Raw genomic sequence first — 14230 nt, 5'->3', positions numbered from 1 at the left:
GTTACTCCTCCCCAGTGGCGCCAGGCAGCGCGCCGTTAGCGGTCCCTTCGTGCTTGGACCCCATCTTCACGTAGATCCCGAGCGCTTGCAGTTCCTTCACGAGCACGTTGAACGACTCCGGCGTCCCGGGCTCCGGCAGGTTCTGGCCCTTCACGATCGCCTCGTACACCCGGCTGCGGCCGTTCACGTCGTCCGACTTGACCGTCAGGATCTCCTGCAGGGTGTGCGCCGCGCCGTAGGCCTCCAGCGCCCAGACTTCCATTTCCCCGAAGCGCTGGCCACCAAACTGCGCCTTGCCCGCCAGCGGCTGTTGCGTCACCAGCGAGTACGGCCCGATGGACCGCGCGTGGATCTTGTCGTCGACGAGGTGCGAGAGCTTGAGCATGTAGATCTCGCCTACCGTCACCGGGAAGTTGAACCGCTCGCCCGAGCGCCCGTCGCGGATGCGCATCTTGCCCGCGGGGGTGATGCCGGCGAGGTGCATCAGCTCGCAGGCCGCGCGATCCACATCGGCCTCCGACTTCTTGCCCAGCATCATGGCCAGCGCGGGCAACTCGAGGTCGTTCAGCACCTCGGCCGGATCCCGGCCGATGCGCTTCTCGATCACCTTGAGCGCCGCCTTGGCATCGGCACGGTCACTGGCGCTGCGCGACTCATCATCCGAGATCGCGACGTGCAGCGCCTTCTGGTTGGCAAGCTCGGCTTCCTCGCGCTCGGCGAGCTCCCGGGCCGCCTGCGTCAGGCACTCCCGCACCCGACCAAACACGTCCTTGGTCTCGGCGGACATGTTGCGCCCATGCAGGTCGTTCAGCGTCGCGTCGGCCAGCAGGGCTACGTGGTCCACCACCTCGCCCTTCGGGCGGAGGTCCGCGACGATCGCCTTGATGTCCGTGTCGGACACGTTGAGCGGCGCCGTGTGTAACGCCAGCGTGGCCCGCGCCCAGGTGGTTCCGGCCAGTTTGAGCAGCAGGCCGATCTCGCGTTCATTCGCCCCCTGGAACACCGGGGTCTTGGCGTAGAAGCCCAGGATCCGGGCGGCCCACCCCAGGTGCGTCTCCAGGATCTGCCCGACGTTCATGCGCGACGGCACGCCCAGCGGGTTCAGGACGATATCGACCGGGCGTCCGTCGGGGAGGAACGGCATGTCCTCCTCGGGCACGACGCGCGCGACGATACCCTTGTTCCCGTGGCGTCCGGCCATCTTATCGCCCACCGAGACCTTGCGCTTCTCGGCGAGGTAGACCTTCACGAGCTGGATGACGCCCGGGGGCAACTCATCCGGCTGCAGGATGCGGTCGATCCGTTCCTCGGCGCGCTCCTCGATCCGGGCCTTTTCTTCGTTGGCCGCATCGATGATCTCGCGCACGCGATCGTTGGTCTTCTTGCTCTCGACGCGGAACGTCTTGAGGTCCAGCTGCGCGAAGCGCAGGTCGCGCAACACGTCGCGCGTAAGCACCGTCCCGGTGACGATCCCCTCCTCCACCGTGCCGGCCTTGAGCGCCAGCGCCACCGTCTCGCCCTCGAGCAGGTCGCGCAGTTCGTCGTCGCGCACGTCGTTGACGCGCACCTTGTCCTCGCCCTCGAGGCGGCGCACCTCACCGATCCGCTCGCCGCGGTCCTTCTCGACCACCTGATCCTCGACCCGCGAGAAGATCTTGGTGTCGATCACGACCCCTTCCATACCCGGCGGGACCTTGAGGGACGAATCCTTCACGTCCTTCGCCTTCTCACCGAAGATGGCGGTCAGCAGCTTCTCTTCCGGCGACAGCTCGGTCTCCCCCTTCGGGGTGATCTTGCCGACGAGGATGTCGCCCGGCTTGACATGCGCCCCAATGCGCACGATGCCGCGCTCATCGAGGTCGATCAACGACTCCTCGGCCACGTTCGGGATTTCCCGCGTGATCTCTTCCTGGCCACGCTTGGTATCGCGCACGTGGAGTTCCAGCTCCTGGATGTGGATCGACGAATACACGTCGTCCTTGACCAGTCGCTCGGACAGCACGATGGCGTCCTCGAAGTTGTGGCCGTACCACGGCATGAACGCGACCAGCACGTTGGAGCCCAGGGCCAACTGGCCCTTTTCCGTCGCGGCGCCATCCGCGAGCACGTCACCCTTCTTGACCTTCTGGCCCAGCCGGACGATCGGGCGCTGGTTGATCGCCGTGTCCTGGTTGGTGCGCCAGTACTTCTTGATGCGATAGCGATCCTGCTGCGTGAGCCGCGCGAGGGGCGTGTCATCGTCCTTGCGGCTGCGATCCACGAGACCGGCGTCGACGATGATCTCGTCGGCCGTGACGCGCGTGATCACGCCTCCACGACGCGCGATCACGACGGCGCCGGAGTCCTCGGCCACCTTCGATTCGAGCCCGGTGCCCACGAGCGGGGTCTGTGGATTGAGCAGTGGCACCGCCTGGCGCTGCATGTTCGAGCCCATGAGCGCTCGATTGGCGTCATCGTGCTCGAGGAACGGAATCAGGGCCGCGGCGATGGAGACCAACTGCTCCGGCGCCACGTCCATGAAGTCGATCCGGTCCGGCGCGGTGAGCGGCACGTCGCCACGCTGGCGGCAGAGCACCAGCTCGTCCGCAAACGTGCCGTCCTCGTTGAGCTTGGCGTTGGCCTGCGCGGTGATCGTCTCTTCTTCGCGGTTGGCGTCGAGCCAGGCGATATCACCTGTCACCTTACCGTGCTTGACCACGCGATACGGGGTCTCGACGAAGCCGAGGTCGTTGACGCGGGCGAAGCAGGCCAGCGAGGTAATGAGCCCGATGTTCGGGCCTTCCGGCGTTTCGATCGGGCACATGCGCCCGTACTGCGAGTAGTGCACGTCGCGGACCTCGAAGCCTGCACGCTCGCGCGTCAGGCCGCCCGGTCCAAGGGCCGACAGGCGGCGCTTGTGCGTGAGCTCGGCCAGCGGGTTGGTCTGGTCCATGAACTGCGACAACTGCGACGAACCAAAGAACGCCTGGATTACCGCCGAGACTGTCCGGGCGTTGACCAGGTCGTCCAGCGAGATCTTCTCGGGGTCCGTGTTGATCGACATCCGCTCCTTGACCAGTCGCGCCATGCGCGAAAGACCGACGGAGAACTGGTTCGCGATCAGCTCACCCACCGAGCGAATGCGGCGGTTGCCGAGGTGGTCGATATCGTCCACGTGACCGCGCCCTTCGTGCAACTCGACGAGGTAGCGCAGGATCGCGACGAAGTCGTCCTTGGTGAGGACGGTGGTGCCGGGGTGGGTGTTGAGGTTGAGGCGCTGGTTGATCTTGTACCGACCGACGCGACCCAGGTCGTAGCGCTTGGGCGAGAAGAAGAGGCGATCCAGTGCCTGCTTCGCGGTCTCGTCGTTGGGCGCGTCGCCGGGACGGAGGAGCATATAGATGGAACGCAGGGCCTTGCCGGCGCCCGCTTCGGCGTCTGCGTCCCACTTGTTCTTGTCGCGTTCCTTCTGGTCGATGTGCTTCGGGTCGGTCGGATCCTTTCCGATCGTATTGCGGATCAGCGCCGATTCGGCGCGTCCGGATGGCACGAACGTTTGCACCTTGACGACGTCTGCCTTGCGGAGGCGCTTGATCAGGGTCTCCTTGAGCGGCTGTCCGGCGTCCGCGAGGACCTCGCCCGTCTCCGGGTCGACGACATCGTGGGAGAGCTGCCGCGGCACCTCGCGTTCCCCGCGTTCGTGGGCGTCAAGCTCGTCGCGGAGGTCGACGGTCGTGTAGGAGCAGAAGACCTTCACCGACTTCACCCCCTGGCGCGCCAGGCGGTTGATCACTTCCTCGGTAATCTCGTCGCCCTCACGGACCAGGATGTCGGCGGCGGCGCGCTCGGCTGCGGCCCGCGCCTTCTTGGTCTTGAGCTTGGGAGCGTCGGCCGCGGCTTCCTCACCAGCGAGGGTGATGTCCTCGGCGATGATGGCGCCCAGCACTTCACGCGTCTCGGCGCGTCCCTCGCGCTTGCGGGTGAGGTCGAGGTCCTTGACCGCAAAGAAGAGCCGGAGGATGTCCGAGTTGGCCCCATAGCCAAAGGCGCGGAGCAGCGCGGTGGCCGGGAACTTCTTCTTTTTGTCGATGTGGACGTAGATCACGTCATGGATGTCGACCGTGAACTCGACCCACGACCCACGGAACGGGATGATGCGCGACGAGATGAGGCGCTGCCCGTTGGGGTGGGTGGATTCCTCGAAGACGACGCCAGGCGAGCGGTGCAGCTGGCTGACGATGACCCGCTCGGCGCCGTTGATGACGAACGTACCGAGGTCGGTGAGGAGGGGGAGTTCACCGAGGTAGACTTCCTTCTCGATGATGTTTCGGGGCCGCTTCACGCCATTGACGTCCTCATTGATGATGAGGCGCAGGGTGGCCTTGAGCGGCGCGGAGTACGTCATGTCGCGCTCGATGCACTCCTCAACGGAGTACTTCGGCTCGCCGAGGGCATACCGCACGAACTCGAGGGAGAAATTCTCGTGGACGTCGGCGATCGGGAACAGGTCCTTGAAGACGCGTTCGAGGCCGATGTCTTCGCGGTTGTGCGTGGCGGCGTCGAGTTGGAGGAGCGACTCGAAGGCGCGGGTCTGGATGTCGAGGAGATGAGGCATTTCCATCCCCTCGTCGTGCTGACCGAAGACGATCTGCTTCAGGAGTTCAGGCATGACGCACCCGTGGAAAGGGCGAAAACCCGCTCGTCCCCGCGGCGTCGGGCCGCGGAGACGGGTGGGAGGTGTGAACTGCGGGAGTGGTACGTGTGGTTCGATTCACTAGCGTCGCGTGGAGGAAGTAGACCGCGGGACCGGTGGCGGAGGCGGCAGTCGGGGCCCGGAGGACCGCCAACTGCCGTCTGCCGTCTGCCGTCTCGGGCTTACTTGACCTCGACGACGGCGCCTTCGGCCTCGAGCTTGGCCTTGACCTGCGCGGCCTCGTCCTTCGAGACGCCGGCCTTCACTTCCTTCGGGGCGCCATCGACCATGTCCTTGGCTTCCTTGAGGCCCAGGCCGGTGAGCTCGCGCACCACCTTGATGACCTGGATCTTCTTCGCCCCGGCTTCCTTGAGGATGACCGAGAACTCCGTCTGCTCCTCGACGGCGGCCGCCGGGGCCGCGCCGCCACCGCCACCGCCGCCAACGGCGACCGCGATGGTCACATTGAACTTGGCCTTGAACGCATCGTTGAGGTCGACGAGGTCCATGACGGACATGGCGCCGATCGCCTCGAGGATGTCTTCCTTGCTGATCGTGGTGTTAGCCATTGTGGTGTTATCTCCGTGTCGAACCCAGGCGGGCCTGGGATTGTTGTGATCACAATTCCATGGTGGCGGGCCTTCCGGCCCGGCCGCCCGGGTTTAGCCGTTCTCCAACTGCTCCTTGCGGGCATCCAACGCCAACGAGAACATCATCAGCACGCTGTTCAAGCTGCCCGCGAACAGGCTCAGCGCCTCGTCGCGACTCGGCAGCGCGGCCAGCCGCTTCACCATGGCCTCGTCGACCAGGTTCCCCTCGAAGATGCCGCCCTTCGTGGCCGGCTTCTGGTCGTGCTCCTTGGCGAAGGTCACCAGCACCTTCGCTGCCGCGATGGGGTCCTTCGCGACCACGACCCCGGTGGGGCCGCGGAGCCGCGCCCCGGTGAGGCCGCTCTCGTTGACCGCGCGCAGGGCGAGGGTGTTCTTGATGACGACGTACTCGACCCCGGCGCGCCGGAAGCGACGGCGGAGTTCGGTCATGCGCTTGACGTTCAGGCCGGTGAAGTCGGTGAAATACAGCGCTTGCGCGCCGCTGATCTTCTCCCGGAGCTCCGAAACGAGCTGCTCTTTCTCGGATTTCTTCATCGCGCTCAGCCTCGGTAGGGGGTGGTGTCCACCTTGACGCCCGGACCCATGGTGCTGGAGACCGAGACATTGCGGACATAAACGCCCTTGGACGCCGAGGGCTTGCTGCGGACGATCTGGTCCATGAAGGCCGTGAAGTTCTGCTCCAGGGCCTCAAGGCCAAACGAGACCTTGCCGATGGCCGCGTGCACATTCCCGGCCTTGTCGACGCGGAACTCGATCTTGCCCGCCTTCGACTCACGTACGGCGGTGCCGACGTTCATCGTGACGGTGCCCGCCTTGGGGTTCGGCATGAGGCCGCGAGGACCGAGCACGCGGCCCAGCTGGCCGATCTGGCCCATCTGGTCCGGCGTAGCAATCATGACGTCGAAATCGAGCCAGCCTTCCTTGATCTTCGCGAGATACTCGTTGCCCACAAAGTCGGCCCCGGCCTCCGTGGCTTCGCGCGCCTTGTCGCCGACGGCGATCACGAGCACGCGCACCGTCTTACCGGTGCCCGCGGGGAGGACCACCGTCCCGCGCACCACCTGGTCGGCGTGTCGCGGATCGACGCCCAGTCGGACGGCGACCTCGACGGTCTCATCGAACTTCGCGAAGGCGGCACCCTTTACGAGCTCCAGCGCCGCACGGGGCTGGAAGGTCGCGGCGGGGTCCCGGCGCTCCGCGGCGGTGTTGAACTTCTTGCCGTGAGTTTTCATCAGCCCTTTACCTCGACGCCCATCGAGCGTGCAGCGCCGGCCACCATGGCCATGGCCGACTCGATCGACTCACAATTGAGGTCCGGCATCTTCACTTCGGCGATCTTCCTGACCTGGGCCTGCGTCAGCGTTCCGACCTTCACGCGGTTGGGCTGCCCCGACCCCTTTTCCAAGCCGAGCTCCTTCTTGATCAGGATCGCCGCGGGCGGCGTCTTGAGGATGAAGGTGAACGACTTATCCGAGTAGATCGTGATCTCGACCGGGAGGATCAGTCCATCTTGGGCCTGCGTGCGGGAGTTGAACTCCTTGCAGAACGCCATGATGTTGATGCCCTGGGGGCCGAGCGCCGTACCTACTGGAGGAGCCGGATTCGCACGCCCCGCTGGGATCTGGAGCTTGACGAAGCCAGTGACCTTCTTTGCCATTGGTCTCCTGTACGATGATGCGCGTCACGACGCGGGGCCTGCGCGATGGCGGGCCATTCAGGCCACACCCTCGTCAGACAACTGCGATTCCCGGCGCGTGCTGCGCGTGATCTCCCACCGTGTGATTAACGTCGTCGTGGTCTGCCGACGGTGCGCTCCTCGCCGCTATGCGGCCGCCCCGCGCAAAGGCCGGTGACTGCTGGACGGGACGAAACCGCACGACTCCCGTCGGTCCTGCCAGACAGCGCGCTCGCAGCTCCCCTCGCGCGCTATCCTGACTGCCTGATCCAACCGACTGCTCAGTATCCCTTCAACTGCAGGTAGTCCAACTCTACCGAGGTGGGCCGCCCGAACAGCGAAACCGACACCCGCACCTTGCCCTTGTCCGGGATGACTTCCTCCACGGTGCCATTGAAGTCGGTGAACGGACCCTCCGTAATGGCCACGGCCTGACCGATGAGGAATGGAATCTCCTCGACGGGCAGCTCCTCCTCCTTCTCATCTGCCAACCCGAGGAGGCGCCGCACCTCATCCTGCCGCAGCGACATCGGTTCCTGCGTGGCGCCCCCGAGGCCGTGCTGGACAAACTTGATGACCCCCTGGATCGAGTTGATGATGTGCGACGATTCCTGGTTCCACATCATCTCAACAAGGACATACCCGGGGTACAGCTTGCGATCGACCGTCACCTTCTTGCCGTTCTTGAGCTCGACCACTTCCTGCGTCGGCACGACTGCCTGACGGATGAGCTTGTCCTCGGCAGGCCGCGGGTCCTGCTCGATCTTCCGCAGGATCAGCGACTTCACCTTGTTCTCATGCCCTGCCGTCGTCTGGATGGCGTACCAACGATGCACCTCCACGCCTAACCTCCGAACAGGGAGGGAATCCAGCGCACGAGGACCGACTGGAACAGCAGATCCATCAGGCCGATGACGGCGCCGATGAACAGGGAGAGGACGATGACGCCGATGGCCAGCGACCGCACCTGCGGCTGGTCCGGCCACGTCACCTTCTTCATCTCCGCCATCACGTCGTGGTAGAAACGCACGACGCGCTGCGGCAAGCTCTGGGATGCGACGACTTCAGTGGTCACGGTTACTTCGTTTCCTTGTGGACGACGTGCTTGTTGCACCGCGGGCAGAACTTCTTCCACTCCACACGCTCGGGATGCGTGCGCTTGTTCTTCGTGGTGAAGTAATTGCGATTCTTGCAGTCGTTACACGCGAGGATAATCTTGTCGCGGGGCATGTCAGTTCCTGAAAACGGCAGACGGTAGACGGCAGGCGGCAATAAAGACCGACTGCTGCGATAAGGCCTCCACCAGCGCACCTGCCATCACGCGTGCGCCGATCCTCACCACCCTTCCAGAGCTGACGACCGGGATTGAACCGGTGACCTCATCCTTACCAAGGATGTGCTCTACCAACTGAGCTACGTCAGCGACGCTTGCACCCTGCCACCAGCACCCCGCCCCGCTACTCAGCCACCTGCACCACATCACAAGAGCGGGAGACGGGGCTCGAACCCGCGACATCAAGCTTGGAAGGCTTGCGCTCTACCAACTGAGCTACTCCCGCATCGCCACGCCTGACCTAACGACCCGTGGGTCGCCCGCATGGTGGGGGAAGGATTCGAACCTTCGAAGGCATAAGCCGGCAGATTTACAGTCTGCTCCCGTTGGCCACTTGGGTACCCCACCGCTCAAACGGACCGTCCTGTCGCACCCCTCTTGCAGAGCTGACGGCGAGAATCGAACTCGCAACCTGCTGATTACAAATCAGCTGCTCTGCCAATTGAGCTACGTCAGCAGACTGCCCATTTTTCGCGAGCTTGGAATGCTAGCTGTCATTCCAGAGGGTGTCAATCCGTTGGCGTAGAAGGGGTTACCTCCACCGCTCCAGCTGGGTCCCCTGTGGCATGTCCTTCACCACCAGCCCCCGGCCCTCCACCTCCGCCCGGATGGCGTCTGCCGTGGCGAACTCCCGGGCCTTCCGCGCGGCCAGCCGCGCCTGCAGCCGCTCCGCACCCCACGCCAGAACCCCCTTTTCCACCTCCTCCAGATCGACCAGGGAGTCGAGCGCTGGCTCCACCGTTTCCGCGCCAACGACCACCCGGGTAACCCGCGGCGTGAAGTCCAGCACACCGTCCATCAATAGAAAGGTCCGGCGTGCCGCCGCCAGCGCCGCGGGGTCAGATCCCTTCCGATCCAGCTCCGCGTTCGCCCTCTGGAGGAACCCGAACAGCGCGGCGACCGCCTCAGGCGCGTTGAGGTCGTCCGACAGGGCCGCCCTGAAGGCCGCCTCTCCCTCCCCGGCGGCCACGGCCAACTCCGCAGTCCCGCCCCGGGCCGTCTCCAGCCGGTGGGCGAGCTCCCCAACCCGACGGACCGCCTCGAGGGAGGCTTCCAGCCCCTCCCCGGACAGGTTCATCTGCTTTCGGTAGTGGGTGCTGTAGACGAAGTGCCGAAGCGCCGCAGCCGAAATGCCTCGCTCCCGCAGGTCCTTGACCGTCGTGATGTTCCCCAGCCGCTTGGACATCTTCGTCCCGTCGATCTGCAGGAACTCGCCGTGGCACCAGAAGCGCGAGAACGTCTTTCCTGTGGCCGCCTCGCTCTGGGCGATCTCGTCCTCATGGTGAGGGAAGACGAGGTCGATCCCGCCTCCATGGATGTCGAGCGTCTCGCCGAGGTACTTCATGGCCATCGCCGAGCACTCGAGGTGCCAGCCAGGCCTACCGCGGCCGAACGGCGCATCCCAGGCGGCCCCGGCCGCTTCATCCTCCGGCTTCGCGGCCTTCCAGAGCGCGAAGTCCTGGGCGTTCTCCTTGGAGTAGTCATCCTGCGCGACACGGGCCCCACTCCGGATTTCGCGCGTGTCCAGCCTCGACAACTTGCCGTAGCCGGGGAACCGATCAATCCCGAAGTAGACCGAGCCGTCCTCGGCGGTATAGGCCACCCCCTTGTCCAGGAGCGTTTGGACGAGGGCCACCATCTCGGGGATGTGCGTGGTCGCCTTGGGATAGACCTCGGCGTCCTCGATGCGAAGGTACCTGCGATCCTGGTGGAAGATCTCAGTGATCGGCTCCGTCACCTCGACAATCGTCTTTCCGGTCGCAGCGGCACGATGGATGATCTTGTCGTCCACGTCCGTGAGGTTTTGCACCTGGACGACGTTCCACCCCTGGAGGCGGAGCGCGCGCCGCATGAGGTCGTTGAACAGGAAGGTCCGGAAGTTCCCGACATGGGCCGGGTCGTAGACCGTTGGGCCGCAGGTGTACATGCGGACCGTTTGGCCGTCAGCCGGCAGGAAGGGTTCGACGGAACGCGACAGCGTGTTGTACAGGCGGAAGCTCATCCCGGAATGGAATGGGAAGCCCGTACGGGGGTCAAGCCACTCGGCCTAGGGAGATCTCGTCGGTGAGAATCGCAGGACGTCGATTGGGGCCCCCGCCCCGGCGATCACCCCGTTGTCCGCGGCGGGGACGCGGAGGACCATGACCCGGTCGAGCCCCGGCCGGAGCAGGCTCTCCCCTTCGTAGACGCGGTTAACGAGGATCCGCCGAACCAGGACGATGGCCACCGCGAGCATCGGGACCGCCACCGGGAGCCCCGCAGGACCGAGGAGTCGGCCCACGAGCAGCACGGCCATCATGCTCAACACGGGCGGAATCTCCACCTGCTTCTGCGTAATCAGCGGGATGACGAGGTTGGCCTCGACGATGTGGATGAGGAACCCGAGCGCGGCCACGGCCACGGCGTGTCCCCCTGGTCCCATGCCGAAGACCCCTTCCCCCCCGAGCACAAACAACGCGGGAATCGTCGAGGAGATCAGGGTTCCGAAGAACGGGATGATCGCCACGGCCCCGGTGAAGACCCCGAAGGTGAGCCAATAGGGGACGTCCAGCACATAGAGCCCAGCCGCCGTCAGCACTGCAAGAATGGCCATGGCCCAGAGCTGCCCGACGATCCACGAGCGGAGGGTATTGGCGAGGTCGCGCAGGACATCTCGCGCCAGGTCACGCCGCACGGGCGGGAACAGCGCGATGAGCCACTCGCGGTAGGTCCCGGGATGCAGGGCGAGGAAGATGGACATCACGAGAATGGAGACGATGTTCACGACCGCATGCCCCAGGCCGACCACACGAGGCACCACACCGCCTAACGCTGCTTCCGCTTGCTGCACGAGCGTCCCGACCATCTTGCCCGACTCGTCCGCCCACACCTGGCGCAGCACGGGGTACCGCGCGAGGAGGCGCTCCACCCACGCCTGCCAGGCATCGCGATACGTGGGCAAGTTCGCGACCAATTGCTGGGTCTGCTCCACGACGGGAGGGACGAGCAGGGTCACCAATCCGACGGCAGCGGCGAGCGTGGCGACAAAAGCCACCGTGAATGCCACGCCACGGGGGAGCCCGGTGCGCCGCTCGATGCCCTGGCTTGCCGCGCCGAGGTACAGCGAGAAGATGATCGCGACGAAGAGCAGCAGGAAGATGTCAGCGGCGCGGGCGAGGAGCCACAAAAGCAAAACGGTCGCGACCGTCGCGGCGCGCGCGGGCGCGATCCGTAGCGCTGCGACCCCCGGGTCGCGGCTGCTCATCACCAGCTAGGCCTTGTCGTCGCCATCCTCGATCTCGGCGTGCACATCCTCGGCGGCAGGCTTCCCGGCCCCGATCTGCTTCTTCTCTGTTGAGCCGGCACCGAGCATGCCCATCTTCTGCTTGAGCGCCATGAGCTGTGCGTCGGCGGTCAGGCCGCCGGCCGCCTTCTCCAGCTGCTTGAAATCCGCCTGGAGTCGGTCGCCCGAGAACTCCTGGTCGATATCGACACTTGCCTTCAGCATGCGCTCGTTCTGCTCGATCTTCTCCTCCATGCGCGCGAAGGCCTCGAAGGCGGATTTCTCCGAGAGCCCGGACATGGTCTCGTGGATCCGCTTCTGCGCCTGGGCTCGCCGCTGGCGGGCCAGGAGGAGGTTCTTCTTCCGCTTGGCTTCCTCGATCTTGTCGTTCAGCTCATGGAGGGAGTGCTTGAGCTTTTCGGTCTCGAGTTGATGGGACTGCCAGGTCTGCTCGAGCTGCGCATGGTGTGCGATGTGCTCGCTCTGCCGCACGAGGGCCTGCTTGGCGAGGTCATCGCGCCCCTGCTGGATGGCCAGCATGGCCTTTTGTTCCCAATCCGCGGCCGCTTTCTGTTCGGCATCGGCCTGGTCGCGCAAGCGCTTCTCATCGGCGATGGCGGCGGCCACTTGCTGCTTGGCCTTCACCAGCTGATCGCGCATGTCCCGCGTGATCTGGTCGAGCATCTTCTCCGGGTTCTCCGCGGAGGAGATCATGTCATTGATGTTCGACTTCAGCAGGGAAGCCAGACGATCGAAAATGCCCATTGCTTAGGCGTCCTCGCGGTAGGACGTGAGTTCGCGCAGGTGTGTAGCGAGCGCGAGGGTCATGCTTTCATAGCTGGCCTGGAACTCCTCATAGTCCAGGTGCGACAGCTCAAGGGCTTCGGTCAGGACGATGGATCCGTCGCTGATGCCGTACGAGCCATGCACGAGGTCCGACGCGTTGAGTTCCAAAAGGCGGCGGTTGAGGTCCGCCGTCCGGCCATTCTTCACCGGGACGTTCATGACCTTGACCCGCAACACCACGACCGGGGGATTGTGGTGCACCACGAGGTCGACATCCAGCGCCCCGCCGGGCTGGACGATCCAGGTGTTGTCGTCCACGGCAAAGTACGAGATGCCATTGGCGGACATCCGGTCAAGGAAGGACTCGATATCGTCTTTGGTGGCCATGCCGTTGGAAACAGGAGGTGTGTGGGACCTCTACGGGCGGAGTTGGCCGGGGGTTTCCTCCCGCCGTCCGCAAGATAAGCGGCACCGACCCGGCGCGGGCTATGGGCGCGCGGGTCCGATGACGAAAATCGTGTTGCCGGACGGGTCGACGAGATCGAAGGTGCGCCCGCCCCATGGCTCGTCCCGTGGGGGGCGGAGGACCGGGACACGCGCGCTCCACTCGGCGAACCAGGCATCTGCGTCCTCGACCTCGACGACCACGCAGGCCTCCCGGCCGTGCCCATGCATCGGGGCGTCGACGGTGATGACGATGCCGTCCCGGGCAAGGCCAAGCAGGCCGGACCGGTCGTCCTCCGTGGCTTCGAACGTGACCGAAAAGCCGAGGCCAGCGACGTAGAAGGAGCGAGCGACGGCGAGGTCGTCGGCCGGGAGCTGCGGCACTGCGCGCGCCATGCGACTAGCGGGCCGACGGCGACGAGGCCGTGTCCGGGGTCGTCGCGGCGCGAAGCTCGCGGACCATCCCGTTGACCGCGTCGATCACCGCGTGCGGCTGGTCGCGCTGGATGTAGTGCGTGGTGCCAGGTACCGTCCGCTGCTGTCCCCGTGTGGAGTAGGTCGCAATCTCCTGGTTGAGCGTGACCCACACCGCGTGGAACCGCTCGGCCAGCTCCGGTGGCATGCCTGGTCCTTGCATGGTGCTGGCCGTGAGGACGACGAGCGGGACGTCGCCTAACGAGGATCCAGAGTCCCGCGCCTGGGCCAGGAAGGGGGCCAGGTGCTCGTAGATCCAGGTCGTGTTCGCGGTGGCGAGATCCGAGGTCTGTCGGGCCACTTGCGTCTTCGCCGCGGTGTCCGCCGCGAAGGCGCCCGCGAGTCGATCGAGGCCCAGGAAGTGCAGTGCTGGCAGCGCCGCGATCACCAGTTCCGCCGCCTTGGGCAGCGGGGGCAGGCGCGTCAACTGATCCTCGTGCGATCCGTCCACCAGCACCATGCCAGCGACCTCGCGGGGGAAGCGTCTGGCGTAGTGGCGTACGAGGGGGCCACCGAGCGAGTGCCCGACCAACACATACGGACCGCGCTCGCCCGCCGCGGTCAGCAAGGTCCGCAGGTCATCCACCATGGCGCTGGGCATGGGATCCCGCCGCGGTGGGTCACTCCAGCCGGTCCCGGCCCGATCATAGGAGCAGGTCCGTGTGGTGGCGGCGATCTGTGGCTGGACCGTCGACCATGAGGACCAGCCGTAGTCCCCGAGCCCGGCCTCCAGGACAACCGTGGGCGCCCCAGTTCCGAGGCAGGTGATGTGCATCTGGCGGCCCGGCTCGACCTCGACGAGTTGGCCGGGAGCAGGGAGCTTCGCGTCACTTCGCCGCGCGACTCGCGCCCACACGGCGACACAGGCTAGCAAGCCTCCGATTCCAAGAACGCCGTACTTGAGGATCCGGCCAATCCACTGCAGCGGTGACGCCATCATTCCATTCCGGTTGCGGGGCTCGCTCCGTGCGAG

14 protein-coding genes and 4 tRNA genes are annotated in these 14230 nt (G+C 65.4%); all 18 read right to left on the bottom strand.

What is annotated here, in order from left to right:
- Position 1: 1 nt before the first annotated feature.
- On the bottom strand, positions 2–4648 hold the full coding sequence (gene rpoB, locus IPK85_26470; GenBank protein MBK8250909.1) for a DNA-directed RNA polymerase subunit beta: 4647 nt from the start codon (positions 4646–4648) through the stop codon (positions 2–4).
- 206 nt (positions 4649–4854) lie between these two features.
- Positions 4855–5226, bottom strand: a complete 372-nt coding sequence (gene rplL / locus IPK85_26465; protein MBK8250908.1) for a 50S ribosomal protein L7/L12 — start codon at positions 5224–5226, stop codon at positions 4855–4857.
- A 108-nt stretch (positions 5227–5334) separates the two neighbouring features.
- The gene (locus IPK85_26460; GenBank protein ID MBK8250907.1) at positions 5335–5817 is read right to left on the bottom strand and encodes a 50S ribosomal protein L10; all 483 of its coding nucleotides are present in this window, start codon (positions 5815–5817) and stop codon (positions 5335–5337) included.
- Between the two features lie 5 nt (positions 5818–5822).
- Entirely contained in the window at positions 5823–6515 is a 693-nt protein-coding gene (locus IPK85_26455; GenBank protein MBK8250906.1) for a 50S ribosomal protein L1, read from the bottom strand.
- Positions 6515–6940, bottom strand: coding sequence for a 50S ribosomal protein L11 (gene rplK / locus IPK85_26450; GenBank protein MBK8250905.1), 426 nt, complete (start codon positions 6938–6940; stop codon positions 6515–6517). The genes IPK85_26455 and rplK overlap by 1 nt, the downstream gene beginning before the upstream one ends.
- A 299-nt stretch (positions 6941–7239) precedes the next feature.
- Positions 7240–7800, bottom strand: a complete 561-nt coding sequence (gene nusG, locus IPK85_26445; protein MBK8250904.1) for a transcription termination/antitermination factor NusG — start codon at positions 7798–7800, stop codon at positions 7240–7242.
- Positions 7801–7802: 2 nt separating this feature from the next.
- A complete protein-coding gene (secE, locus tag IPK85_26440; protein ID MBK8250903.1) occupies positions 7803–8033 on the bottom strand; it encodes a preprotein translocase subunit SecE in 231 nt (76 codons plus the stop codon).
- Between the two features lie 2 nt (positions 8034–8035).
- Positions 8036–8188 (bottom strand): 50S ribosomal protein L33, encoded by a 153-nt coding sequence (gene rpmG, locus IPK85_26435; GenBank protein ID MBK8250902.1) that lies wholly within the window; start codon positions 8186–8188, stop codon positions 8036–8038.
- Between the two features lie 120 nt (positions 8189–8308).
- Positions 8309–8381: transfer RNA gene (locus IPK85_26430), tRNA-Thr, on the bottom strand.
- A 63-nt stretch (positions 8382–8444) separates the two neighbouring features.
- Positions 8445–8517, bottom strand: a tRNA-Gly gene (locus IPK85_26425).
- Positions 8518–8556: 39 nt separating this feature from the next.
- A tRNA-Tyr gene (locus tag IPK85_26420) sits at positions 8557–8639 on the bottom strand.
- A gap of 36 nt (positions 8640–8675) precedes the next feature.
- Positions 8676–8748, bottom strand: a tRNA-Thr gene (locus tag IPK85_26415).
- A 75-nt stretch (positions 8749–8823) separates the two neighbouring features.
- Positions 8824–10293 carry a cysteine--tRNA ligase gene (locus tag IPK85_26410; protein ID MBK8250901.1) on the bottom strand — a complete coding sequence of 490 codons (1470 nt, stop codon included), beginning with the start codon at positions 10291–10293 and terminating at the stop codon, positions 8824–8826.
- A 45-nt stretch (positions 10294–10338) separates the two neighbouring features.
- Entirely contained in the window at positions 10339–11535 is a 1197-nt protein-coding gene (locus IPK85_26405) for an AI-2E family transporter (protein MBK8250900.1), read from the bottom strand.
- 6 nt (positions 11536–11541) lie between these two features.
- The gene (locus IPK85_26400; protein MBK8250899.1) at positions 11542–12318 is read right to left on the bottom strand and encodes a PspA/IM30 family protein; all 777 of its coding nucleotides are present in this window, start codon (positions 12316–12318) and stop codon (positions 11542–11544) included.
- Between the two features lie 3 nt (positions 12319–12321).
- Positions 12322–12726, bottom strand: a complete 405-nt coding sequence (locus tag IPK85_26395; protein ID MBK8250898.1) for a hypothetical protein — start codon at positions 12724–12726, stop codon at positions 12322–12324.
- Positions 12727–12825: 99 nt separating this feature from the next.
- Positions 12826–13179, bottom strand: a complete 354-nt coding sequence (locus tag IPK85_26390) for a VOC family protein (protein ID MBK8250897.1) — start codon at positions 13177–13179, stop codon at positions 12826–12828.
- A 4-nt stretch (positions 13180–13183) separates the two neighbouring features.
- Positions 13184–14197, bottom strand: coding sequence for an alpha/beta fold hydrolase (locus IPK85_26385; protein ID MBK8250896.1), 1014 nt, complete (start codon positions 14195–14197; stop codon positions 13184–13186).
- Between the last annotated feature and the right edge of the window lie 33 nt (positions 14198–14230).

The organism is Gemmatimonadota bacterium, from assembly GCA_016712265.1.
Classification (GTDB): Bacteria; Gemmatimonadota; Gemmatimonadetes; order Gemmatimonadales; family Gemmatimonadaceae; genus RBC101.
Note: the sequence above shows the minus strand (reverse complement) of the source record. Positions and strands in the feature narration are given on the sequence as shown.